The 22869-nt window shown below is 75.1% G+C and carries 22 protein-coding genes; 14 read left to right on the top strand and 8 right to left on the bottom strand.

The window, feature by feature from the left end; all coding sequences use genetic code 11:
- Nucleotides 1-1202, top strand: a 1202-nt coding sequence (locus tag EDJALFJO_RS17675; protein WP_143448631.1) for a peptidoglycan-binding protein, incomplete at its 5' end; no start/stop codon positions are given.
- Between the two features lie 109 nt (nt 1203-1311).
- Entirely contained in the window at nt 1312-1575 is a 264-nt protein-coding gene (locus EDJALFJO_RS17670) for a metal-sensitive transcriptional regulator (protein WP_088287622.1), read from the top strand.
- A gap of 2 nt (nt 1576-1577) precedes the next feature.
- Here the strand turns inward: EDJALFJO_RS17670 and EDJALFJO_RS17665 are convergent, their stop codons facing one another.
- On the bottom strand, nt 1578-2849 hold the full coding sequence (locus tag EDJALFJO_RS17665; protein WP_088287620.1) for an amidohydrolase family protein: 1272 nt from the start codon (nt 2847-2849) through the stop codon (nt 1578-1580).
- Between the two features lie 160 nt (nt 2850-3009).
- On the opposite strand from EDJALFJO_RS17665, the gene EDJALFJO_RS17660 reads away from it, so the two are divergent.
- Genes EDJALFJO_RS17660 through EDJALFJO_RS17650 form a run of 3 tightly spaced genes read left to right on the top strand, consistent with a single transcriptional unit; the run spans nt 3010 to nt 8527 of the window.
- Nucleotides 3010-3489, top strand: a complete 480-nt coding sequence (locus tag EDJALFJO_RS17660) for a MarR family winged helix-turn-helix transcriptional regulator (protein ID WP_088287619.1) — start codon at nt 3010-3012, stop codon at nt 3487-3489.
- 9 nt (nt 3490-3498) lie between these two features.
- Nucleotides 3499-4995: a cation:proton antiporter gene (locus EDJALFJO_RS17655; RefSeq protein ID WP_088287617.1), complete on the top strand. Its 1497-nt coding sequence runs from the start codon at nt 3499-3501 to the stop codon at nt 4993-4995.
- 10 nt (nt 4996-5005) lie between these two features.
- Nucleotides 5006-8527: a TM0106 family RecB-like putative nuclease gene (locus EDJALFJO_RS17650; RefSeq protein ID WP_088287616.1), complete on the top strand. Its 3522-nt coding sequence runs from the start codon at nt 5006-5008 to the stop codon at nt 8525-8527.
- Here EDJALFJO_RS17650 and EDJALFJO_RS17645 read toward each other — a convergent pair.
- Nucleotides 8446-8985 (bottom strand): ferritin, encoded by a 540-nt coding sequence (locus tag EDJALFJO_RS17645; RefSeq protein WP_088287614.1) that lies wholly within the window; start codon nt 8983-8985, stop codon nt 8446-8448. The two genes, EDJALFJO_RS17650 and EDJALFJO_RS17645, sit on opposite strands and share 82 nt — an antisense overlap.
- Before the next feature lie 99 nt (nt 8986-9084).
- Between EDJALFJO_RS17645 and EDJALFJO_RS17640 the strand changes: the two genes are divergently transcribed.
- The 3 genes from EDJALFJO_RS17640 (at nt 9085) to EDJALFJO_RS17630 (ending at nt 11419) form a co-directional block, all read left to right on the top strand.
- Nucleotides 9085-9846, top strand: a complete 762-nt coding sequence (locus EDJALFJO_RS17640) for a TetR family transcriptional regulator (RefSeq protein WP_088287613.1) — start codon at nt 9085-9087, stop codon at nt 9844-9846.
- A 603-nt stretch (nt 9847-10449) separates the two neighbouring features.
- Nucleotides 10450-10770 carry a hypothetical protein gene (locus tag EDJALFJO_RS17635; RefSeq protein WP_088287611.1) on the top strand — a complete coding sequence of 107 codons (321 nt, stop codon included), beginning with the start codon at nt 10450-10452 and terminating at the stop codon, nt 10768-10770.
- A 103-nt stretch (nt 10771-10873) separates the two neighbouring features.
- Nucleotides 10874-11419, top strand: a complete 546-nt coding sequence (locus EDJALFJO_RS17630) for a type 1 glutamine amidotransferase domain-containing protein (protein WP_233149926.1) — start codon at nt 10874-10876, stop codon at nt 11417-11419.
- 261 nt (nt 11420-11680) lie between these two features.
- Here EDJALFJO_RS17630 and EDJALFJO_RS17625 read toward each other — a convergent pair whose 3' ends face one another.
- Genes EDJALFJO_RS17625 through EDJALFJO_RS17615 form a run of 3 tightly spaced genes read right to left on the bottom strand, consistent with a single transcriptional unit; the run spans nt 11681 to nt 13780 of the window.
- Nucleotides 11681-12142, bottom strand: coding sequence for an Rrf2 family transcriptional regulator (locus EDJALFJO_RS17625; RefSeq protein WP_088287610.1), 462 nt, complete (start codon nt 12140-12142; stop codon nt 11681-11683).
- Nucleotides 12143-12185: 43 nt separating this feature from the next.
- Entirely contained in the window at nt 12186-12839 is a 654-nt protein-coding gene (locus EDJALFJO_RS17620; protein WP_158220469.1) for a GntR family transcriptional regulator, read from the bottom strand.
- A complete protein-coding gene (locus EDJALFJO_RS17615) occupies nt 12836-13780 on the bottom strand; it encodes a DMT family transporter (RefSeq protein ID WP_088287607.1) in 945 nt (314 codons plus the stop codon). Before EDJALFJO_RS17615 ends, EDJALFJO_RS17620 begins: the two co-directional genes overlap by 4 nt.
- Before the next feature lie 64 nt (nt 13781-13844).
- Between EDJALFJO_RS17615 and EDJALFJO_RS17610 the strand changes: the two genes are divergently transcribed.
- A complete protein-coding gene (locus tag EDJALFJO_RS17610; protein WP_088287605.1) occupies nt 13845-14672 on the top strand; it encodes a hypothetical protein in 828 nt (275 codons plus the stop codon).
- Here EDJALFJO_RS17610 and hisN read toward each other — a convergent pair.
- The gene (gene hisN / locus EDJALFJO_RS17605) at nt 14628-15368 is read right to left on the bottom strand and encodes a histidinol-phosphatase (RefSeq protein WP_369812551.1); all 741 of its coding nucleotides are present in this window, start codon (nt 15366-15368) and stop codon (nt 14628-14630) included. The two genes, EDJALFJO_RS17610 and hisN, sit on opposite strands and share 45 nt — an antisense overlap.
- Before the next feature lie 286 nt (nt 15369-15654).
- On the opposite strand from hisN, the gene EDJALFJO_RS34410 reads away from it, so the two are divergent.
- From EDJALFJO_RS34410 to EDJALFJO_RS17580, 5 genes are all read left to right on the top strand, one after another.
- The gene (locus tag EDJALFJO_RS34410) at nt 15655-16137 is read left to right on the top strand and encodes a DUF2231 domain-containing protein (protein WP_088287602.1); all 483 of its coding nucleotides are present in this window, start codon (nt 15655-15657) and stop codon (nt 16135-16137) included.
- Between the two features lie 98 nt (nt 16138-16235).
- Entirely contained in the window at nt 16236-17321 is a 1086-nt protein-coding gene (locus EDJALFJO_RS17595; protein WP_369812549.1) for an IS110 family transposase, read from the top strand.
- A 497-nt stretch (nt 17322-17818) separates the two neighbouring features.
- Complete coding sequence (locus EDJALFJO_RS17590) at nt 17819-18274, top strand: DUF2231 domain-containing protein (RefSeq protein WP_088287598.1); 456 nt, start codon at nt 17819-17821, stop codon at nt 18272-18274.
- Nucleotides 18275-18341: 67 nt separating this feature from the next.
- The gene (locus tag EDJALFJO_RS17585) at nt 18342-18641 is read left to right on the top strand and encodes a DUF2087 domain-containing protein (RefSeq protein ID WP_088287596.1); all 300 of its coding nucleotides are present in this window, start codon (nt 18342-18344) and stop codon (nt 18639-18641) included.
- 89 nt (nt 18642-18730) lie between these two features.
- Nucleotides 18731-20521, top strand: coding sequence for a DUF429 domain-containing protein (locus EDJALFJO_RS17580; protein WP_088287635.1), 1791 nt, complete (start codon nt 18731-18733; stop codon nt 20519-20521).
- Nucleotides 20522-20546: 25 nt separating this feature from the next.
- Here the strand turns inward: EDJALFJO_RS17580 and EDJALFJO_RS17575 are convergent, their stop codons facing one another.
- Together EDJALFJO_RS17575 and EDJALFJO_RS17570 are read right to left on the bottom strand one after the other, a co-directional pair.
- Nucleotides 20547-22223 (bottom strand): CdaR family transcriptional regulator, encoded by a 1677-nt coding sequence (locus EDJALFJO_RS17575; RefSeq protein WP_088287594.1) that lies wholly within the window; start codon nt 22221-22223, stop codon nt 20547-20549.
- The gene (locus EDJALFJO_RS17570; RefSeq protein ID WP_158220468.1) at nt 22220-22861 is read right to left on the bottom strand and encodes an MEDS domain-containing protein; all 642 of its coding nucleotides are present in this window, start codon (nt 22859-22861) and stop codon (nt 22220-22222) included. Before EDJALFJO_RS17570 ends, EDJALFJO_RS17575 begins: the two co-directional genes overlap by 4 nt.
- Between the last annotated feature and the right edge of the window lie 8 nt (nt 22862-22869).

Genomic DNA, 22869 nt, shown 5'->3' with positions numbered 1-22869 from the left:
CGGGGGCACCCGCGTCGGTCGCCCCGCAGCCGGCCCCGGCCGTCCCGGCGGGGCTGCCGGCGGCCGCGGAACCGTTGCAGCCGTACGTCTCCGCCGCCTCCTGCGACCCGCGGGACAAGACCGGGACGACGGCCCTCGGTGACCTGTTGCGTGCGACCTACCCCGGCACGAGCTACGGCATCGCCCGGCCCTGCGGCACCGACCCGCTGCGGACCAGCGAGCACTACGAGGGCCGGGCCGTCGACTGGATGGTCGACGGCCACGACCCGGTGGGTGCGGCGCGGGCCCGCGCGGTCCTCACGTGGCTGCTCGCCACGGACGCCCACGGCAACCGGTTCGCGAACGCCCGCCGGCTCGGCGTCATGTACGTCATCTGGGACGGCAAGATCTGGGGCTCCTACGCCGCGACGTCCGGCTGGCGGCCGTACTCGACGTGCGCGGTGCACCCGGAGCGGGCCTGGGACACCACGTGCCACCGTGACCACGTCCACGTCTCGCTCGGCTGGGCCGGCGCCCAGAAGCGGACCTCGTTCTGGACCGGCGCCGTCGCGCCGGCCGACTACGGGCCCTGCCGGCCCGCGGACCTCAACTGGGCCGCCCCCTGGGCCGCGGCGCGGACGGCCGTCTGCGCGCGCTACCCGTTCGTCTCCGCTCCCGCGGGTGCCTCCGCCCGGCTGGTCCGGCTGACCCGGTACAGCGGGATGCAGCTGAGCCGGCCGATGACCGGGCCCGTCGTCGCCGCGGTCCAGGCCGTCGTCGGTGCGGACGCCGACGGCAGCTACGGGCCGATGACCGAGACCGCGGTCAGGGCCTTCCAGACCGCGCACGGGCTGCCGCCGACCGGCGTCGTCGGGGCGGCGACGTGGCGGGAGGTCCTCGCCGTCGTCCGCGCCACGGACGGCACCCCGACGCCCACACCGAGCCCGTCGGGCACACCGACCGTGCGGCCGACGCCGCGGCCGACGCCGACGCCGACGCCCAAGGTCACCCCGACGCCGACGCCGAAGCCCACCGCGCACCCGGTGCTGCGGCCCGGGTCCCGCGGACCTGCGGTGCGGATCGTCCAGAAGGCGCTCAAGGTCCGCGCGGACGGCGTGTTCGGCCCGCGGACGAAGCAGGCGGTCATGGCCTTCCAGCGCCGGCACGGGCTGCCCGTCACCGGCAACGTCGGGCCGCTCACGTGGAAGGCGCTCAAGCTCTGACGCTCGGACCCCGACCCGGTCCATGTGCCGGTGGCGCGTACCACCGGGGGTACCTGCATCATGGAGGGGTACGCCGGGACCGCCGGCCGCGCAGACAGGGGACCGGACCATGCAGCTCGAGGAGCAGGCCGCCAAGGACGTCGTCCACCGGCTGCGCCGCGCCCGCGGCCAGATCGACGGCATCGTGACGATGATCGAGGAGGGCCGCAGCTGCAAGGACATCGTCACCCAGCTCGCGGCGGCCTCCCGGGCGCTCGACCGGGCCGGGTTCAAGCTCGTGGCGAGCGGGCTCAAGCAGTGCATGCTCGGCGAGGGCGGCGAGTCCGAGATGACCACGGACGAGCTGGAGAAGCTCTTCCTGTCGCTGGCCTGAGCTCAGGGGGCCGCAGGGTCCAGGACGACGCGGCCGGCCCGGACGACGAGGGCCGGCCGCTCGCACCCGGTCACGTCGACCGTGGGGTCACCGGGCACCGCGACGACGTCGGCCGCCAGCCCCGGTGCGAGCCGGCCGATCTCGTGCTCGAGCCCGAGCAGCTCGGCGGCCCACCGGGTCGCGCTGAGCAGCGCCTGCGCCGGGGTCAGGCCGTGCCGCACGTAGTAGGCGAGCTGGCGCCCGTTGTCCCCGTGCGGGTAGACGCCGGAGTCGGTGCCGTAGGCGATCCGCACCCCGGCGTCGACGGCCGCGGCGAACCCGTCCCGCTGCGCCTGCGTGGTGTCCCGGGTCTTGCGCATGACCTCCTCCGAGAAGCCCAGCCGCGGCCCCTGCTCGAGGATCCAGTCCCCGTCGTAGAGGTCGGCGACGAGGTAGGTCCCGTGCTCGGCCATGAGCGCGACCGTGCCGGCGTCGAGCAGCGAGCCGTGCTCGACCGAGCGCACCCCGGCGAGCACCGCGCGCCGGATCCCCTCGGCACCGTGCGCGTGCGCCGCGACGTGCGTGCCGTGGTCGGTGGCGACCTCGACGGCGGCGGCGATCTCCGCGCGGGACAGCTCCGGCGCCCCCGGTGCCGTCCCGGCCGTGAGCACCGCGCCGGTGGCGAGCACCTTGACGACGTCCGCGCCGCGCCCGAGCACCCGGCGCACCGTGGCCCGGACGCCGTCCGGCCCGGAGCACACGCCGAACCGCAGCTCCGCGGGGACGACCGCGTCGACGTCCACGGCCAGGCCCGTGACGTCGCCGGCGCCGCCGGGGCACGTGACGTACGCGCCCGCGCAGAGCATCCGCGGCCCCTCGACCCAGCCGGCGGTCACCGCGTCGCGCAGGGCGACGTCCGCGAAGGCGCGGAAGCTCCCGACGTCCCGCACGGTCGTGAAGCCCGCCCGCAGCGTCCGCCGGGCGTTCTCGACCCCGACGAGCACCTCCTGCGCGCTGCTGCGGGTCACGAGGTGCGCGTAGCCCTGGCCGCTCTCGGCCTCGCCGACGAGGTGGGTGTGGCAGTCGACGAGCCCGGGCAGCAGCGTGTGGCCGGGCAGGTCGATCCGGCGCACCGGCCCGCCGCGGACGACGTCCCCGGCCGCAGGTGCCTGCGCCACCGGGACGACCGCGTCGACCCGTGCACCGCTGCAGACGACCGCCAGGTCGGGTGCGCACCGTCCGGTCGCGGAGTCGAAGACCCGGTCGGCGGTGAGGACGAGGAGACCGTCGGCCATGGCGGAACCGCCCTTCAGGCAGCGGGGAGGAGGACCTCGGGGCCTTGGCGGCACCGCAGGACACCCTGGCACGGACCGGTCCGCACACGTGTGCCGACCGCTTGTCGATCTTTCTTGCCGCTCGGGGGACGGGGCGCGTGCGCGCGGCTATCGTTCGCACATGGCACGAACGACCCTGCCGAAGGCCGAGCCCGAGCTGACGGAGGCCACCCTCACCGCGTCGCGGGCGATGCTCGGCGTCGTGGCGCGGTCCGTCGCCCCGGCCCTGGAGAAGGTCTCGCTCCCGCAGCTGAGGGTCCTCGTGCTCCTCGCGGCCCACGGGACGACCCGCAGCGGCACGCTCGCCGAGCTCGTCGGCGTCCACGCCTCGACCTTCAGCCGGACGACCGACCGGCTCGCCGCCGGCGGCTGGGTCCGCCGCGTGCCCAACCCGCAGAGCCGTCGCGAGACGCTCGTGGAGCTCACGGACACCGGACGCCGGCTCGTCGCGTCCGTCGTCCAGCGCCGACGTACGGAGATGTCGGCGATCCTGCGCAGGGTGCCGGTCGAGGACCGACCGGCCGTGCGCGCAGCGTTCGAGGCCTTCGCGGCCGCGGCGGGGGAACCGCCGCTCGCGGACCTCGCCGTGCTCGGCGTCTGACGGCGGCGGATGGACGACGCCGTCCCCTTCGGCGCGACCCTCGGGATCGTCTGTCTCGTCGGGCTGCTCGCCGTCCTGTCGAACCGGCTGAGCACCCGGCTGCGGGTCCCGGCACCGGCGTTCTTCCTCGTCGGCGCGGCCGTCGCGTCCGACCTCGTCCCCGCGCTCGGCGGCCTGGACATCACGACGGTCCAGCGGCTCGTCACGGTCGCCCTCGTCGTCATCCTCTTCGACGGCGGCATGCACATCGGCGTCACGCGGTTCCGTTCCGCGGCGGGCGCCATCGTCTGGCTCGGGGTCGCCGGCACCGTCGTCACGGCGGCCGCGCTCGCCGCCGCCGCGCACTGGCTCTTCGGCTTCGACTGGTACCTCGCGCTCCTGCTCGGGACGGCGCTCGCACCGACCGACCCCGCGGTGGTCTTCTCCGTGCTCGGCCGGCGGGAGATCTCCGGGCCGAGCGGCGTCCTGCTCGAGGGCGAGTCCGGGGCGAACGACCCCGTCGGCATCGCGCTGCTCGTCGCGATCCTCAGCGCGGGGACGGCGGCCGGCTGGGGCGCGGTCGGCACCGGGCTGCTCGTGTTCGCGCTCCAGATGGTCGTCGGCGCCGTCGTCGGCCTCGCCGGCGGCCGGGCGCTGCTCGTGTTCATGCGCCGCGTCCCGCTGCCCAGCGAGGGGCTGTACCCGTTGCGGGTGCTCGCGTCCGCCGGTGTCGTGTTCGGTGTCGCCACCGTGCTGCAGGGGTCGGGCTTCCTCGCGGTGTTCGTCGCGGGCATCGTCCTCGGGGACGAGCGCGCGCCCTACAAGCGCGAGATCGAGCGGTTCCACTCCGCGCTCGCGAGCCTCGCCGAGATCGTCGCGTTCACCCTGCTGGGCCTCACCGTCCAGCTGAAGACGCTGCCCGACGGGCGGGCCTGGCTCATCGGCCTCGTGCTCGCGGTCCTCATGGCGTTCGTCGTCCGGCCGGTGCTCGTGGGCCTGGTCCTGCTGCCGGTGCGGCTGTCGCGGGCCGAACGCGTCTTCGTGCTGTGGTCCGGCCTCAAGGGCGCCGTCCCGGTGCTCCTGGGCACCTACATCCTCACGACCCACGACCCCGGTGCGCTGCGGGTCTACGACGTCGTCTTCGTCGTCGTCCTCTTCTCGGTCGTCGTGTCGGGCGGGCTCGTCCCGTGGCTCGCGACCCGGCTGGCGCTGCCGATGCGGGTCGTCGAGCCCGAGCCGTGGGCGCTCGGCCTGCGGTTCCGCGACGAGCCGCACGGGATGCACCGGTACACCGTCGCCGCGGGGGCGCCGGCGGACGGGGCGTCGATCGAGGCCCTGCCGATGGGCGAGAACGCCTGGGTGTCGTTCGTCTCCCGGGCCGGGGCGCTCGTCCAGGTCCGCGGCGAGACCGTGCTCGAGGCCGGGGACGAGCTGCTCGTCCTCGCCGAGCCGGACGTCGCCGACGAGGTCGAGGGCCTGTTCACCGGGGTGCCGGACGGCGCCCCGGATGTCGGTGCCGAGGGCTAGCGTCCCTGTCGTGCAGATCGTCGACGGCGAGCTCGTGGTGAGCCCCACGGACCTCACCCGGTTCCTCGCGTGCCGCCACCTCACCACGCTCGACCACGAGGTGGCGCTCGGCGAGCGGCCCGCACCCGCGGCGCCCGGCGAGGCGCTCGAGCAGCTGTTCCGGCGCGGGCTCGAGCACGAGCACGCCTACCTCGACCGGCTGCGCGCCGAGGGCCGCACGGTCGTGCAGATCGACGTCGACGCGGGCGGCCGCGGCCCGGCCGGTCTGCGCGCGGCCGAGGAGTCGACCGTCGCGGCGATGGCGGCCGGTGCCGACGTCGTCTACCAGGCGACGTTCTACGACGGCCTCTGGCGCGGCCACGCCGACTTCCTGCTGCGCCGCGACGACCGCCCCGGCCGGTGGGGCTGGTCGTACGACGTCGCCGACACCAAGCTGGCCCGCCGGCTCAAGGTCCCCGCGATCCTCCAGATGGCCGCGTACGCCGAGCGGCTCGCCGTCCTGCAGGGGGTCGAGCCCGAGCGGCTCGTCGTCGTCACCGGCGAGGGCCAGGAGCGGCCGTACCGGTTCGCCGACTGCGCGGCGTACGCCCGCCGGGTGCGTGCCGAGCTGCTGGAGTTCCTCCGGGAGCGGCCCGGGACCGCGCCGTACCCGGTGCGGCACTGCGGGCAGTGCCGCTGGGAGCAGCAGTGCCGGTCGCGGTGGCGCGCGGCCGACGACCTGAGCCTGGTCGCCGGGATGCGCCGGCACCATGCAGAGGCGCTGCGGGCCGCCGGGGTGACGACCGTCGCCGCGCTCGCCGCCGCGGAGCCGGCGGCGCTGGCGGGTCCGGGCCGCGGCCGGGTGGGCCGCACCGTCGCGGAGAAGCTCGTCCGGCAGGCCCGGCTGCAGGTCGCCGAGCGTGCGTCGGGCGAGGGCCGCTGGGAGCTGCTGCCCGCCGAACCGGGGCGCGGGCTCGCCCTGCTGCCCGAACCGTCCCCGGGGGACGTGTTCTTCGACATGGAGGGGGACCCGTTCGTCGGCGACACCGGGCTGGAGTACCTCTTCGGGGTCGTCGACGCGGGCGGCTTCACCGGCTACTGGGCCGTCGAGCCGGAGCAGGAGAAGGCCGCCTTCGAGGCCCTCGTCGACCACCTCGTCGCGGCCTGGGAGGCCGACCCGGGGATGCACGTCTACCACTACGCGCCCTACGAGCCCTCGCGGCTCAAGGCGCTGTCCGCCCGGTACGAGACCCGGTCCGCCGAGGTGAGCCGGCTGCTGCGCGGCGAGCGCCTCGTCGACCTGTACTCGGTCGTCAAGCAGGGTGTCCGGGTCGGCCAGGAGTCCTACTCGCTCAAGCGGTTGGAGCCGTACTACTGGGGCCACCTCCGGGGCGGTGAGGGGGTCCACGACGCCCTCGGCAGCGTCGTCGCGTTCGAGCGCTGGCTGCTCGAGCGGGACGACGCCGTCCTCGAGGAGATCCGCGCCTACAACGAGGAGGACTGCCGCTCGACGCAGGCCCTGCGGGACTGGCTCGAAGGGCTGCGGGCGTCCGGCCCGGCGGCCGCCCTCGCCCGGCCCGGGCACGGGGACGGCGCGGCCCCCGAGCAGGTCGACGTGGACGCCGACGAGACGGCCCGGCTGCGGGAGACGCTCTGGGCCGGCCTCCCCGACGACCCGGCGGCGCGGTCGCCGCAGCAGCGGGCGACCTGGCTGCTCGGCGCGCTCCTCGAGTGGCACCGCCGGGAGGCGCTGCCGCAGTGGTGGGACTGGTTCGACCGGCTGCACCGCACCGACGCCGAGCTGCAGGCCGACCCGGCCGCGCTCGGCGCTCTCTCGGCGCCCGAGCAGGTGGGCACGGTCAAGCGGTCGACGTTGTGGCGCATGGAGTTCCCGCCGCAGGAGACCAAGGTGGCACCGCGCAGCTCGGGCTGGGTCGATCCGAGGTCGGGGCGCACGGTCCGCGTGCACGACGTCGACCCGGTCGCCGGCTGGGTCGTGCTGGCGCGGGGCAGCGGTGAGCCCGCGCCGGAGCTCACGGCGCTCGTCCCCGGCAAGCCCTTCGGTTCGAAGGAGCAGCGGGCCCGGCTCCACGAGCTCGCCCGGTGGGTCGCCGCGCACGGCGTCGACAGCCCGCTGCCGCAGTGGCGGGCCGCCCGCGACCTGCTGCTGCGCCGTCCGCCCCGGGTCGCCGCGACGGCCGGCGGGCCGCTCGTCGCGCCGGGGGAGTCCGCGTCCGACGCCGTCCGCCGGCTCGTCGCGCTCCTCGCCGCCGACGCTGACGGTGGTGTCCTGCCGGTGCAGGGCCCGCCCGGGACGGGCAAGACGTACAGCGGTGCGCAGGTCGTCGTCGACCTCGTCGCGGCCGGGCTCACCGTCGGCGTGTGCGCGTTCAGCCACAAGGTGATCGGCAACCTGCTCGACGAGACGTGCCGGGTCGCCGCCGGCCGCGGCGTCACGCTCGACGCGCTGCAGAAGGCCGACGACGACGAGGCCTGCGAGAGCGAGGCCGTCCCCTCGACGACGAAGAACTCCGACGTCGTCGCGGCGCTCGACGCCGGCGCCCGGCTCGTCGCGGGGACGACCTGGCTGTTCTCCCGCCCCGAGCTCGCGGGCCGGTTCGACGTCCTCGTCGTCGACGAGGCCGGTCAGCTCTCGCTCGCGAACGTCCTCGCGGTCTCCGGCGCGGCGCGGTCCCTGCTCCTGCTCGGCGACCCGCAGCAGCTCACGCAGCCCGTCCAGGGCACCCACCCGCCGGGGGCCGAGGCGTCGGCCCTGGAGCACCTGCTCGCGGGTGCCGCCACCGTGCCGCCCGGCCGGGGCGTCCTGCTCGACGAGACGTACCGGATGCACCCGTCGGTGGCCGGCTTCGTCTCGGGGCTCGCCTACGACGGCCGGCTCGGGGTCGCTCCCGGCCGGGAGCGCCAGCACGTGCTCGGTGCTGCCGGGCTCACCGGCACCGGGCTGCGCTGGGTGCCGGTGCCGCACCGGGGCAACGCCGCCGTGAGCCCGGAGGAGGCGCACGTCGTCGCCGGCCTCGTCGCGGGCCTGCTCGGCGGCGGGATGTGGCGCGACGCCGACGACCGGCTCCGGCCGCTGACGCCCGACGAGGTGCTCGTGCTCACGCCGTACAACCAGCACGCGCAGCGGGTGCGGCAGGCGCTGGCGTCGGTGCCGCGCGGTGACGAGGTGCTCGTCGGCACCGTCGACAAGCTCCAGGGCCGCCAGGCCGCCGCGGTGGTCTACTCGCTCGCGACGTCCTCGGCCGAGCAGGCACCGCGCGGGCTGGAGTTCCTCCTGAGCGTCAACCGGTTCACCGTGGCGGTGTCCCGGGCCCGGGCGCTCGTCGCCGTCGTCGGGAGCCCCGACCTGCTCCTCGCCCCCGTCGGCGGCCCGGCGGACCTTCGCCGGCTCAACGCCCTGTGCGCCTACGTCGAGCAGGCGCAGCGGCTCGACCTCGTGGCGGTGGGGCGTCAGGCGAGCAGCATGCCGCCGGCGACCTCGGGTGCGCCGGGGTCGGTGCCGGCGCCCCCGACCGACTCGCGGGCGAGGTAGTTCTCGATCTGGAACCAGTCCGTGCCCGCCCGCTGCGCGATCGCGAGGAGCGTCTTCATCGAGGCCACCTCCTCGACCTGCTCCTTGATGAACCAGAGCATGAACTGCTCGCCGAGGAAGTCGCCGTCCTCACGGGCCGCCCGGAAGAGCGCCTCGATCTGGCGGGTGACCTGCTCCTCCTGGGCGACGGCGAGCGCGACCGGCTCCACGACGTCCGCGAAGTCGTTGCGGACGTCACCGACGCCGGGCACGGTCACCGGCAGGTCCCGGTCGAGCATGTACCGGACCATCATCATCGCGTGGTTCCGCTCCTCGACCGCCTGGCGGTAGAAGTGCGTCGCGAGCTGGGGGAGGTCGTGGGCGTCGAACCACACCGCGAGCGCGACGTACTGCTGGCTGGCGGTGAACTCGTGGCAGACCTGCTCACCGAGCAGGGTCGCGAATCGGGGCGTCGGCACCTCCCCAGGCTACCGGCGACGCGGGCCGGTCCCGGTGAGGTGGCATGTGTCACGGGGAGGTGCCTCACGGCGGGGGACGCGCCTCGGTACGGTCGGACCATGGCGTCGACCGTCCCGGCACCCGCGACGGGCCCGCAGCAGGCCAGGGCCCGGATCGCCGCTGCGGCGCGGGGGCTGTTCGCCGAACGCGGGTACGAGCAGACGACCGTCGACGCGATCGCCGAGCGGGCGGGCGTGGGCCGCCGGACGTTCTTCCGGTACTTCCGGTCCAAGGACGACGCGATCTTCCCCGACCACGAGCTCATCGCCCGCGAGGCCGAGGCGCTGCTCGAGGCGCTGTCGTCCCTGCCGCCGCTGCGCGCGGTGTGCGAGGGCGCCCGCCTGGTCTTCCGCAGCTACGTCGACGAGCCGGTGATCTCGGTCGAGCGGTACCGGCTGACCCGCTCGGTCCCCGCGCTGCGCGACCGGGAGACCGCGAGCGTCTCCAAGTACACGCGGCTCTTCTCGTCGTCGCTGCGGGCGCGGTGGCGCGACGTCCCCGGCGGCGTCCTGCGGGCGGACACCGCGGGCGCCGCGATCGTCGCCGCCCACAACACCGTGCTGCGCGACTGGCTGCGCGCCGGCGGCGGGTACGACCCGTTCCCCGCCCTCGACGCCGCCTTCGACTGGGTCGCCGCGACCTTCGACGCGGCCCCGTCCGCCGAGGAGGCCGCCCGCGTGGCGCGCGAGACCGCCGGCCGCGGGACGACGCGCCCGAGCGGGCCGGACGCCGGCCCCGCCGGCGAGGACGTCGTCGTCGCCGTCTTCCGCGCCGGCGACCCCATCGACGACGTCGTGCAGCGCATCAGCCGCTCGCTCTGACAGCGGCGAAGCCCCCGACCGCCCGACCGCCCGACCGCCACCCGTCGCGACCCGGCGACATGCCCCGGACCGCTGACCGGGACGTCCACACTCCGGACCCGGTGCACCGCCGGACGTCACAAGAGCGCTCCCAGGCGCGACACGCCGTCCGCCGCCGCCGTTGGTGCGTCCTGCGGTACGCCGTGTCCGGCATGTGGACGCGGCGGGCGCCGTCCGGGCCAGATCGTCGCCCGTGACCCGACGGCCGTCCTCGGGCCGTCGGGTCGGTGACGGCGACCGTGCTCCTGGGGTTCACGAGACTGGCACTGAGTGCCATGCGGATGCGTGGCGGGCGGTCCGGCTTCTGCGACGCCGGTGACGCGCCCGGACGCCTCGAATGATGGCGCCGTCAATCTCTTGATGTCAAAGTGGCTGTCGTTGAAAGCGTTTGCCGTCGGGGTGCTCAAGGTCCCGGGTGTGACGGCCGGCGAAATGGTCGCATGGAGATGTCACCCGGGCCCTTGAAATTGGCATCGAGTGCCGTCAGGATGGCACTCAGTGCCACCGCGGGTGGAGGTGTCGACGGCGACATCCAGCGGGGCACGGGATCGGAGGATCGCTGTCATGGCTGCCAGCCTCACTCTCGCCCACAGTGCGTCGCGTACCGCGTCGGAGGAGCTCTTCGTCGTCGCGACGCACAAGGTGCGCGACCGCTCCACGGGCGCTGCGCCCAACACCTGGCTGCCCTACGGCGCCCAGCACGCCTGGCGTCCCGGGAGCCGGCAGACGCTCTGCGGCGAGTGGATGAACGGCTGGACCGTGTTCTGGGAGCGGCACTTCAGTGCCCGCCCCGCCGCGGCGTGCCCGGCCTGCGTCGAGGCGACCCTGCCCGAGGCGTCCCGCCGCCGGCTCGACCACATCGAACCGTCCCGCGTCTCCGCCTGAGCCACGGTCCGGGCCGTGCGGCCACGGCATCTCGACATGCGCCCGCGGAGCCCGCGGGGGAGCGTGGAGAAGTCCGAGAACGACAGGACTTCTGAGGAGAACCGTGTCCCTGGACGGCAAGAAGATCGCGTTCCTCGTCGCCTCCGAAGGCATCGAGCAGGTCGAGCTCACCGAGCCCTGGAAGGCCGTCGTGCAAGGGGGCGGGCAGCCCGTGCTCGTCGCCTCCGGTGACGGGACGACGGTCCAGGCCTACAACCACCTCGACAAGGGCGACACGTTCGACGTCGACCTGCCGGTCTCGCGTGCCGGCGTCGAGGACTACGACGGGCTCGTCCTGCCCGGCGGGGTCGCCAACCCGGACGAGCTGCGGACCGACCCGACGGCCGTCGCGTTCGCCAAGGCCTTCGTGGACGTCGGCAAGCCCGTCGCCGTGATCTGCCACGGGCCGTGGACGCTCGTCGAGGCGGACGTCGTCCGCGGCCGGCGTGTGACGTCCTGGCCGAGCCTGCAGACCGACCTGCGCAACGCCGGCGCCGAGTGGGTCGACGAGGAGGTCGTCGTCTGCACCGGCGGCCCCGGTCCCATCGTCTCCAGCCGCAACCCCGACGACCTGCCGGCGTTCACCAAGGCGATGGCCGACGTCTTCTGACGGTCGGCACGCGGCGGGCCCGGCCGTCCCGACGGGCGGCGGCCCGACGAGTCTGATGCACTGGGTGTCGAGACCACGCAGCGGGGCAGGACGCCCGCACCCGGATCTCCGGGCCCGCCCCGACGGGGGCGCCCGGAACCAGACCTCCTGGGGGAGGTGAGGCGGCCGGGGTGCCGAGAGGCATCCCGGCCGCTGGTCTTTGCCGTTGCTGGTGCTTGCCCTGCTTGTCCTGCTGGTCCTGCCCGTGCCGGCCCGCTGCGGTCAGAGTCGCGCCTTCCAGGCGTCCTCACCGCGGGTCAGCGCGTCGACGGCGGGCGGGAGCGTGCCGGAGGACAGATCCGCGAGCGAGATGTCCTCGAGCACGGACCGCATCGTGGCTCGCAGCGCGACCCAGGTCTGGCGCAGGGCCACGGCCGCGCCGTGGTACTCGACGTCCTCGGGGCGGCTGCCGGCGATGTTGGCGAGCGGGCCGTCGATGGCCCGGATGACGTCGGCGACGGTGACGGCGGTAGCCGGGCGCGCGAGCTGGTACCCGCCGTCGACGCCGCGCCTGCTGCGGACGATGCCCGCCGTCCTGAGCTCGGCGAGGATGTTCAGCAGGAAGGGCAGCGGGATGTCCTGGGCCGTGGCCACGGACTCCGTCTTGACCCACGTGCCGGGCTCGGCCAGGGCCAGCTCTGCGGCGGCCCGGATCGCGTAGTCGGTCTTGGCGGAGATGCGCACGGGGCCATTGTGGCGCGTCGGGCGCCCTCGCGCGGACGTCCGGTCAGGACGCCGACCCGGCCGGCCGGCCCCCCGCGAGCTCGGCGCCCTCGTGGAGGTGGCGCCGCAGCGCCTCGGGGCCGTCGGTCCGCAGCCGGTCGAGGAGGTCCCGGTGGATGACGGCCATCCGGTCCACCGGAAGCGTCCGGCGGGACTGCACGAGGGCCAGCCGGCTCTCGAGCTCGAGCCCGGAGTGCGCCGCGGTGATCCGCGGGCTGCCGGCCGCCGCGACGAGCGCGTGGTGCAGCGCCGCGTGGGCGGCGTCGACCGCAGCCCGGTCGGGGTCGGTGGCGGCGCACGCGGCGTCGAGGGCGGCGGCGGCGTCGACCACCTCGCCCGGCCACGGGTCCAGCCCACGGCGCTCGGCGAGGAGCCGGGCCGCCTCGACCTCGAGGGCGGCCCGCAGCTCGAACAGGTCGCGCAGGGCCGAGGCGTCCAGTGCCGCCACCCGTGCACCGCGGTGCGGCTCCACGACCGCGAGCCGCTGGGCGGCGAGCGCCCGCAGGGCCGCCCGGACGGTGTGCCGGGCTAGGCCGTACTCCCCGGCGAGCGCCTCCTCGCGCAACCGGTGGCCGGGCGGCAGGTCCCCGGACAGCACGCGCGAGCGCAGGTCCTTGGTGAGCCGGTCGACCTGGGTCGGCCCGCTGGCGGGGCTCACGCGAGTGCCCCGGACGCGGGTCCGGCGGCCGCGGACCGCCGGACGGCGACCGCGACGAGCCCGGTGACGAGCAGCCCCCCGCCGACGAGCGTCGACCGGCCGACGGGCTCCCCGAGCAGTCCGATCCCGAGGCAGGCGGCGGCGAGCGGCTCGGCCAGGACGAGGGTCGTCGTCTCGGCCGCGGACAGGTGCGTGAGTCCTCTGGCGAAGAGCACGTAGGCGAGTGTGGTGGGCACGAGGCCGAGCCACAACACCAGGGCGGCGCCGCGCGGCGTCACGACCCAGCCGACGGGCGCCAGGGCGAAGGCCGGGAGCAGCCAGACCGCACCCGCGCCGAAGACCGCGGCCATCGCGGACTCGGCGCCGACCCCCGCCGTGAGAAGGGTTTTCGCCGCGACCGTGTACGCGGCGTACGCCGCGGCGGCGACCAGGGCGAGCAGGACGCCGGCCGGTGCGACGTGCGCGGACGCCCCGCCTGTCACGAGGACGGCGAGCCCGGCGCAGGCCAGCGCGGTCGCGACGGCCCAGCGCCGGTCGGGCCGGCCGTGCCCGAGCAGCCAGCCGGCCGCGCCGGTGAGGACCGGCGCCGTGCCGAGGGCGACGACGGTGCCGACGGCGACCCCCGTCGTCCGGACCGCGAGGAAGAACCCGACCTGGTAGACCGCGACGGCCAGGCCCGCCCGCCACACGGCGCCGCGGACGCCGGGCCCGGTCGGGAGCCCGAGGCGGGCGACGAGGGGGCGGGGCGCGGCGCTGCCGCGTGTGCGGTCGGCCCGGTGCTGCATCCACCAGGTGACGGCGAGCAGGCCCACGGCGCCGACCGCGACGCGGGACGCCCCGACGACGACCGGGGACGCGGCGTCCGGGCCGAGGGCCTGCGCGGTGCCGGTCGTGCTGAAGCACAGGGCGGAGGCGAGGACGGTGAGCCGGTGCCGCAGCATCTGACGATCGTTCCACAATGTAGTCAGATTGTTCAACAACTAAGGGGTCTGTCAGGCTGGGGGCGTGCTCCACGACGCCTCCGGCCGCCGCGCAGCCGGGCTCCTCGCCCGCAGCAGGGGCGACCTCGGGGTCGCCGTGGCCGTCATCGGCTGGATCGGGCTCGTCCTCCTCCTCGACGCGGTCCGGCTGCCCGGTTCGCCCGGTCCCGGGGAGCCCGGGTCGCTGTGGTCCGCCGGACCGGCCGAGATCGGCCGGCAGGTCGCGCTCGGGGTGACGACCTGGGCCGTCCTCGGGCTGCTCCTGCGCCGCGAGACACCGCTCGTGCGCACCCAGACGCTGCTCGTCGTCGCGCTCGCGACGTGCGTCGAGTACACGTTCTCGCCGCTGCTCGAGGCGTACGTCTACCGGATCGGCACCGTCCCGTTCTTCGTCCCGCCGGGCCACGGCCTCGTCTACCTCGCGGCCCTCGCGCTCGGCCGGTCCGCGCTCTTCGACGCCTACCGCCGTCCGCTCGTCGCGGCGACCGTCGTCGTCGGCGGCGCCTGGGCCGCCCACGGCCTCGTCGCCGACCGGCCGGACGCGCTCGGCGCCTTCTGGTTCTGCTGCCTGCTGGGCTTCCTCGCGTGGGGCCGCAGCCGGATGCTCTACGTCGGCGCGTTCGTCGTCGTCAGCTACCTCGAGCTCGTCGGGACGGCGCTCGGCACGTGGGCGTGGGCGGCCGCGGACCCGGTGCTCGGCATCGTGAGCCAGGGCAACCCGCCCTCGGGCGCCGCCGGCGGCTACGGGTGGTTCGACCTCTACGCCCTGCTGCTCGCGCCGTGGGTGCTGCGCCTCGCGGGCCGGCGCTCAGCCCTTCGGCGAGAGCGCGGCGAGCGCCTGGTCGTGCAGTAGGCCGTTCGTCGCGAGCGCGTTGCCCCCGAACGGCCCGTCCACGCCGTCGACGGAGGTGAAGCGGCCGCCGGCCTCGACGACGACCGGGACGAGGGCGGCCATGTCGTACAGCTGCAGGTCGGGCTCGCACGCGACGTCGACGGCCCCCTCGGCGAGGAGCATGTACGACCAGAAGTCGCCGTAGGCCCGGCTGCGCCAGACCGTCGACTCGAGCGCGAGGAACTCCTCGCGCCGGCCGAGCGCGTCCCAGCCGGAGACCGACGAGTACGACAGGGACGCGTCGGAGAGGTCGCCGACCCTCGACACCGAGAGCCGGCGCGCCGAGGACAGGCTGCGGCCGGTCCAGGCACCGGTGCCGCGGGCGGCCCACCAGCGGCGGTTGATCGCCGGCGCCGACACGACGCCGACGACCGGGTCGTCGTCCACGAGCAGCGCGATGAGGGTGGCCCAGACCGGCACCCCGCGGACGAAGTTCTTCGTCCCGTCGATCGGGTCGACGACCCAGCGCCGCGAGCCGTGGCCGGTCGGCTCGTACTCCTCGCCGACGACGGCGTCGCGCGGGCGGGTCCGCCGCAGCTGCTCGCGGATGAGCTCCTCGGCGGCCCGGTCGGCGTCGCTGACGGGGGTCAGGTCGGGCTTGGTCTCGACCGTCAGGTCCGCGGCGAGGAAGCGCGACGTCGTCAGCGAGTCGACCATGTCGGCGATGACATGGGCCAGACGCAGGTCGTCGTCGTAGGCCGGCACGCGGGCTCCTCGCAGGGCGTCAGGTCGGCCGGGACCGACCGTTGGGAGATCTGCCGCCGACGGTACCGCCACCGGCCTGCCGCGGAGGGCGCTGCGCGCAGAACCGTGACGCTCCGGGGCCCGAAGTCCCGGCTGACGGACCGGGACGCCGTCGCGGGGCGGCCGGCGCACGCGCGCATACCTGGCGTTGACCTGCGGCCCGGGTGCCGTTGACCCGGGGCTCCCTAGCGTCCTGATCATGTTCGATGTCATCTCAGGCCTGCCCGTCCACCCCCTCGTCGTGCACGCGGTGGTGGTCCTCCTCCCGCTCATGGCCGTCGTCACGGTGCTCGTCACGGCCCGTGCCCCGTGGCGCGGCGCGCTGCGCTGGGTCGTCGTGGCCGACGCCCTCGTCCTCGTCAGCGCAGTCGTCGCGGACCAGTCCGGCGAGGCGCTCCAGGGCCGGCTGTCCCAGGCCGGCGAGAAGGTCGCCGAGGAGCACGGCGAGCTCGGGGGGAGCATCCCGGTCGTCGCCCTCGTCCTCCTCCTCACGGCGGTCCTCGCGTGGTTCGCGACGCGCAAGGGCGGGGTGCTCGTCCCGGTGAGCATCGTCGCGGTGAGCCTCGCGGCGATCGCCTCCATCGGTCTCGTCGTCGCCGTCGGGCACAGCGGGGCCAAGGCCTCGTGGGAGCAGAAGATCGCGGGCACGCACGCGCCGGTCGGCGAGGCCGAGGACGACTAGACGGTATGGGGGAACGGGCTGGGGGCCTCGACCGCATGTGAACGTGGGTTGCGGTCGGGGTTGGCCGGCCGTAGAGCCACAGATGTGGGAGGCCCCCAGTGGTTGTTCAGCGTACGAGTGTGGGTCTGGATGTGCACGCACGGTCGGTGGTCGCTTCCGCGCTTGACGGGGTGACCGGAGAGATCACCGAGCGTCGGCTGACGCCGGCATATGAGGACGTCGCAGCCTGGATCGAGAGTCTTCCCGGGCCGGTGAAGGCGACCTACGAGGCTGGTCCGACCGGGTTCGGGCTGGCCCGGTTCCTCACCGGTCGTGGGCTGGATGTGCAGGTCGCGGCGCCGTCGAAGTTGATGCGTCCCAGCGGGGACCGGGTCAAGACCGACGTGCGGGACGCGCGGCACCTGGCCCGGCTGCTGCACGCCGGGCAGATCGTCGCAGTCACGATCCCGGATGCGGCCACCGAAGCCGCCCGAGACCTGGTCCGGGCGCGGGAGGACGCACGTGGGGATCTGATGTCGGCCCGGCACCGGGTCGCCAAGCTGCTGCTGCGGCAGGGGATCGTCTGGTCCGGCGGAAAGGCCTGGACCGGGATCCACGACCGGTGGCTGCGCGCGCAGCGGTTCGAGTCCGTCCCGCTGCAACTGGCCTACGACACTGCCTACGACACCATGCTCGCCGCCGTCGCCCGCCGGGACCGGCTCGACGAGGCGATCGCCGACCTGGCCGCGGACTCGACGTTCACTCCGCTGGTGCACCGGCTGGGCTGCCTGCGGGGAGTGTCCACGCTGACCGGGTTCGGGCTCGCGGTAGAGATCGGCGACTGGCGCCGGTTCACCGGACGATCGATCGGCGCCTACCTCGGCCTGGTCCCCACCGAGTCGTCCTCGGGCGCCACCCGCAGCCAGGGCGGGATCACCAAGACCGGCAACGGCCATGCCCGCCGGCTGCTGATCGAGGCGGCCTGGCACCACCGGCCCGCCTACAGGGCACCCGGGATGGACCTACGTCGCCGCTGGAAGGCTGCCAGCCCCGCCGCGGTCGACAGGGGCCGGCGCGCGAACCGCCGGCTGGCGGCCCGGTGGGCGCACTTCGACGCCCGCGGCAAACGCTCGACCGTCGCGAACGCCGCGATCGCCCGCGAGCTCGCCGGCTGGTGCTGGTCCCTGGCCATCCTCGAGGACTGACCCGCGGCCCCGAGAACGGGGTCCTGCTCAACTCCGGCGCCTGCACGCGTTGGAGGACAACACGTCCGGATGACGATGACCGACGGAGGCGGCAGCGCCTGGCAGCGACCCGCGACACGCCCTATGAGCACGACCGCCGCCACTTCGCGGTGGGCGCACGCTCGATTGCTAGACCCGCGATCCGCTGCAGCCGAACAGTCCGTCCTGCGGTAGCCAACCCGCGCATATCAGACTGACGACGCGTCGACACCGACACGCGCGCCCCCGCCAGTCACGCCGTCCGGCAACACGGTGCGGCGCCCGGGAACGACGGTCCCCGGGCGCCGCACCACCCTGCCCCTTGACACCACGTGCCTACATATCAGGGCAGGCCCCGGCCCTGCAGTGATCGTCGGTTGAACCCCGGGGAGCGGGCGGGCGTTTAGGATCACGCAGCGTCATCGCGTCCGCGGTGCCTGCGTCCTTCCGCCCCGTCCACCTGCTCCTGGGGGTTCCCCGTGTTCGACACCATCGCCGGTCTGCCGATCCACCCGCTGACCGTGCACGCCGTCGTCGTCCTGCTGCCGCTCATGGCCATCGCGACGGTGGCCGTCGCGGTCCGGCCGGCCTGGCGGGGCTACGCCCGGTGGGTCCTGGCCGGGAACGTCGTGGTCCTCGTCGCGGCGGTCGTCGCCCGGCAGTCCGGCCTGGCGCTCTACGAGCGCATCGGCAAGCTCGGGGCGAACGAGCTCGCCGAGACGCACGCGGCGTACGGCAAGGTGCTGCCTCTCTTCGCGCTCTTCCTCGTGGCCGCGGCCGCGGTCCTCGTGCTGCTCAAGGACCGGCCGCAGCTGGCCACCCTGGGCATCGTCGTCGCCGTGGTCGCCGCGCTCCTCGCGATCGGCTGGACCGTGGTCACCGGTGACAGCGGGGCCCGGGCCGTGTGGCAGGACCTGGTGACGAACACGAACTGACGCCGCGGGGTGGCGAGGGCCGCACGACGGGCTCACGCCCCGGCCGCGGCCCGCGTAGCCTGAGGTGATGGAACGCGTGCCGCTCGAGGAGGCGCTGCGCAACCGCGAGGTCGTCCTGCGGGCCTTCCTCGACGCGCACGGCCGCCTCGCCTCGATCCCGTCGAAGCACAGCAAGCGCCTCGTCGTCCTCGACCACCTCGCGCAGCGCTTCGAGCCCGGGGTGCACTACCCGGAGACCGAGGTCAACGCGATCCTCCGCACCGCCCACGATGACGTCGCGGCGCTGCGCCGGTACCTCGTCGAGGAGGGTTTCCTCGACCGCGAGGGCGGCGTCTACTGGCGGTGCGGCGGCTCGGTGGACGCCTGAGCACGCTGACGGCGCACGGCGGACGGCGGTCCGGGCCGCGGCGGCTCGTCGCGTGCGGGGCCGGGGCCCGGATAGGGCAGGCTGGCGGCGTGCACTTCGTCGGAGTCGACCTCGCCCGTGACGACCGCCGGACCTCGGGGCTCGCCGTCCTCGACGGCTCCGGCCGGCTCGTCCACGTCGAGTCGGTCCACACCGACGCCGAGGTCGTCGACGCGCTCAAGCCGTTCACGACGCGGGAGTGCCTCGTCGCCGTCAACGCGCCCCTCGTCGTCCGCAACGCGACCGGCAACCGGCCCGCCGAGGCCGCGCTCAACAAGGACTTCGCGCGGTTCGACGCCGGTGCCCATCCGTCGAACACGTCCAAGCCCGAGCTCACCGGGACCCCCCGCGGCGCGGCCGTCGTCGCCGCGCTGGGCCTCGACCTCAACCCGCGCTCGCGGCGGGCCCGGCGCGCGATCGAGGTCAACCCCAAGCCGTCGACGGTCGCGCTGTTCCGGCTCGGTCGCACGCTCAAGTACAAGAACAAGCCCGGCCGGACCCTGGAGTCGCTGCGCACCGCGCTCGGCGCGCTCATGGGGCACCTGGAGTCGCTCGCGGTCGCGACCCCGCCGCTCGACCTCAGCACGTCGTCCTGGGGCGAGCTCGTCGCGGCGGTGGCGGCGGCCCGGCGCAAGAGCGACCTGCGGGTCGTCGAGGACCAGGTGGACGCCGTCCTCTGCGCGTACGTCGCGATGTTCGCGGCGCGCCGGCGGGACGACGTCACGACGTACGGCGACCTCGACACCGGGTACATCGTCACGCCGACGCTGCCCGCCGACCTCGTGCCGCTGGCACGAGGGGCACGGGCGGCTGCCGCAGGCCCGGACGCGGCGGCGGCGCCGGCGGACGACGAGGGGCCGGTGCTCGCCGCCGTGCGCGAGTACTCCGCCCGGCAGCCGGAGATCAGGGCGGCGGGCGCGGCCTGGGTCGACCTCGTGACGGGCGTCCTCGACGAGGCCGGCATCAACTACCTCAACATCACCGGCCGGGTGAAGAGCGTCGAGTCGTTCGCCGAGAAGGCCGGGCGCGAGGTCGACGGGGTCCCGCTGTACGCCGACCCGCTCGCCGAGATCACCGACCAGATCGGGGTCCGGGTCGTCACGTACGTCCTCGGGGACGTCGCCACCGTCGCCGGCCTGCTCGCCGAGCAGATCGCCGTCCGCGACGACCGGGACATGGGCCGGGAGACCGCGAGCCAGGGCCGGTTCGGCTACTCGAGCCGGCACCTCGTCGTCGCGCTCGACGACGAGCGGGCCGCGCAGCCCGGGTACGAGCAGCTCCGCGGAACCGTTGCGGCGGTGCAGATCCGCACGGTGCTGCAGCACGCGTGGGCCGAGTTCGAGCACGACATCCGGTACAAGGGCAGGGTCCCGGCCGAGCACGCCCGCGAGTTCGACCGCCGCTTCACGCTCGCCGCCGGCCTGCTCGAGCTGGCGGACCGGGAGTTCTCCGAGATCCGCGAGCGGCTCCAGGCCGGCCCGGTCGACACGTCCGAGGCGGACGACCCGCGGATCGAGCCGCGCGACCTCGCGGCCTTCCTCGCCGGGCAGTACACGGACGCCGGCTGGTCGCGCACCGACCACTACGCCTGGATCTCCGGCCTGCTCCTCGAGCTCGGCATCTCCTCGCTCGACGAGCTGAGCGAGGTGCTGCGCCCGGTGAACAAGCTCGACCTCAACGAGCGCATGGACTACCGCTACCCGCCCGGCGCCGTCCGGCGTCTCGACGACGCCCTGCTCGCGGCGTTCGGGGAGCGCTACATCGGGCTCCACGGCAACGGGCACCGGGTGCCCTCGCTGCGGACGCGGCTCGAGCGGCTCACGGGGGATCGGGCCGACTGAGACGGCGGCTCGCGACCGTGCCGCGCTACCCCTCCGCGAGCGCCTGCAGCGTGAACCACGCCCGGGACGCGAGCTGGAGCTGGAACCGGGTGTCGGGGTCCGACAGGTCGTGGCCGGAGATCTCCCGGATCCGGGAGAGCCGGTACCGCACGGTGCTGCGCCCCAGGGCCATCGCCGCGGCCGTCGCGTCGTAGTTGCCGCCGACGTCGAGGTACCGGGACAGCGTCCGGACCAGGCTCGCGCCGCGGCGCGCGTCGTACTCCAGGAGCGGCCCGAGCCAGCGCCGGACGAACGCGTCGACGCCCTTCGGGTCGGTGACCTCGGAGAGCAGCTGGTAGACCCCGAGCTCGTCGTACGCCGTCGCGGCCTGCTCGCCGCTGAACTCGGCCAGCCGCAGCGCCAGCGTGCCCTCCCGGTACGAGCGGGGGTAGTCCTCGGGCGCCTCGCACAGGCCGCCGACCCCGACCCGGCAGCCACGGCCCGCCGGGGTGCGGCGCAGCCGCTCGGCGAGGTCCTCCCACGGGGTCCGGTCGGCAGGGGAGCGGACGGCGACGAGCATGACGACGGTGCTCCCGCGCTGCATGAGCAGCGGGGGCGGCCGGCCGCCGCCGACCACCTCGCGGACGGCGAGCATGAGGGCGTCGGGCTCGGCGCGGTGCGCGCGGCTGCCCACGACGAGCACCCGGTGCGGCCGGGTCAGATCGTGCCCGAGGGCCTGCGCCCGTCGGGAGGCCCCTTGGCCGTCGGTGCCGCCGATGAGGTCGGCGACGAGGTCCACGCCGAGCCGCAGCTCGGTCTCCGCGAGGCTGAGCAGCCGCGCGAGCTCGATGGCCAGGACGGTCGCACCGTGCTCGAGCGCGACGGTCTCCGGCTCGCCCGCCGTGCCGTCGGGGTCCACGAGGAGCAGGACGCCGACGACGTCCGCCCGGGGTCGCGCCACGGTGAACAGCCGGCCGTCGGCCCGGATCGGCCGGCCGGCCAGGGCAGCCCGGTCCGCGAGCCGCTCGCGGCGGGTCGTCGTCGACGGCCGGCGCGGCCGGTCCGCCTCCGGGCCAGCCCAGGAGAGCAGGTTGCCGGACCGGTCCTCGATCCCGGCGGGCAGCCCGGTCAGCTCGTGCAGCGCGCGCACGATCCCGTCGTGACCGCTGCCCTCGAGCGCGACCTGGGTGAACCGGTCGTGGATCGCCGTCTTGCGCTGCAGGGTGGCGACGGTCTCCGCGAGCGCCGCGTTCGTCGTCCGGGTGCTCGCGTGCAGCCGGGCGTTGGCGATCGCGATCCCGGTCTGCTGGGCGAGGGTGCGCAGCAGCAGCAGGTCGGACGGCGACGGCTCCGCGGGGCCGGCGACGAGCAGGTGCCCGATCGGCTCCTCGACGCTGCGCAGCGGGAGCGCCCAGGCCCAGGGCTCGCCGGGCACGTCCACGGCGCCGCCCGAACGCGGGCACCCGGCGAGCTGCAGGGCGACCCGGGCCCGCAGCCCCTCCCCGCCGAGCGTCGTCGTGCCGTCCTCCCAGCCGGCCGGGCCGAGGTGCACCCCGACGGCCCGGCAGCGCACGAGCCCGGGCACCGCGCTCGCCGCGAGGTGCAGGACCTCGCGCTCGTCGCGCCGCTCCATCATGAGGATCGACATCGCGAGCAGGCCCCGCAGGCTCGACAGCTGCTCGCGGGTCGCGAGGTCGTCGACGGCGGAACCGCCGGGGCTCATGCGCGGGCGGCCGCGAACTCGTCGCCCGAGAGGTGGTGCGGGTTCTCCAGGACGAGTCCGCCGAGCAGGAGCTTGGGGTGCGTGCGCATGAGGTCCAGGAGGATCCCGCTGCCGAGCCGGCGCAGGTCGTACAGGCACAGGATCGCGTGCGGGAACTTCGCGGCGAAGCCGTCGGCCCACGTCTCGTACCGGACGACGTGCTCGCGCAGCGGCGGGACCCGCTCCAGCCACGACATCTCGCCGACGACGCGGGCGAAGGCGAACCGGCCCGTCGCGCTCTCCGCGGCCGCGTGGTCCTCCCAGAACTCGATCATCCGCTCCGGGTCGAACGTGCCGGTCCGCAGGTAGGTCTCGTCCGAGTCGTACAGCTCGAGCTGGCCGGAGGCGAGCAGCCCGTCGACGTCCAGTCCCTCGCCGATCCCGGCGATGACGTCCTTCGGTGCGGTCGAGTCGACGACGGCCAGGCACTTGTCGCCCGCCTCGAGCCCGCCGCGCAGGAACGGCAGCAGCATCGCGTCACGCTCGTCGTCCCCGTAGTAGAAGCCGCACACGTGGTCGCCCGCCTCGAGGGCGACGTCCGTGGCACCGACCTGCCGAGGCAGCTGTCCGGGCATCTGTGCGGGCATCTGTCGAGGCATCGAGGACT

Origin of the sequence: Kineosporia sp. A_224 (genome assembly GCF_002198655.1) — a bacterium.
In the GTDB taxonomy this organism is placed as follows: Bacteria; Actinomycetota; Actinomycetes; order Actinomycetales; family Kineosporiaceae; genus R-H-3.
The sequence above is the reverse complement of the archived record's forward strand: the minus strand, read 5'-3'. Positions and strand labels throughout refer to the sequence as shown.

Bases quoted from the DNA above. Each gene is read 5' to 3' on its own strand.
- EDJALFJO_RS17670 (WP_088287622.1), top strand. From the start codon at position 1,312: ATGCAGCTCGAGGAGCAGGCCGCCAAGGACGTCGTCCACCGGCTGCGC.
- EDJALFJO_RS17660 (WP_088287619.1), top strand. From the start codon at position 3,010: ATGGCACGAACGACCCTGCCGAAGGCCGAGCCCGAGCTGACGGAGGCC.
- hisN (WP_369812551.1), bottom strand. From the start codon at position 15,368: ATGGTCGACTCGCTGACGACGTCGCGCTTCCTCGCCGCGGACCTGACG.
- EDJALFJO_RS17575 (WP_088287594.1), bottom strand. From the start codon at position 22,223: ATGAGCCCCGGCGGTTCCGCCGTCGACGACCTCGCGACCCGCGAGCAG.
- EDJALFJO_RS17570 (WP_158220468.1), bottom strand. From the start codon at position 22,861: ATGCCTCGACAGATGCCCGCACAGATGCCCGGACAGCTGCCTCGGCAG.
- EDJALFJO_RS17665 (WP_088287620.1), bottom strand. From the start codon at position 2,849: ATGGCCGACGGTCTCCTCGTCCTCACCGCCGACCGGGTCTTCGACTCC.
- EDJALFJO_RS17585 (WP_088287596.1), top strand. From the start codon at position 18,342: ATGGAACGCGTGCCGCTCGAGGAGGCGCTGCGCAACCGCGAGGTCGTC.
- EDJALFJO_RS17635 (WP_088287611.1), top strand. From the start codon at position 10,450: ATGGCTGCCAGCCTCACTCTCGCCCACAGTGCGTCGCGTACCGCGTCG.
- EDJALFJO_RS17615 (WP_088287607.1), bottom strand. From the start codon at position 13,780: ATGCTGCGGCACCGGCTCACCGTCCTCGCCTCCGCCCTGTGCTTCAGC.
- EDJALFJO_RS17640 (WP_088287613.1), top strand. From the start codon at position 9,085: ATGGCGTCGACCGTCCCGGCACCCGCGACGGGCCCGCAGCAGGCCAGG.
- EDJALFJO_RS17655 (WP_088287617.1), top strand. From the start codon at position 3,499: ATGGACGACGCCGTCCCCTTCGGCGCGACCCTCGGGATCGTCTGTCTC.
- EDJALFJO_RS34410 (WP_088287602.1), top strand. From the start codon at position 15,655: ATGTTCGATGTCATCTCAGGCCTGCCCGTCCACCCCCTCGTCGTGCAC.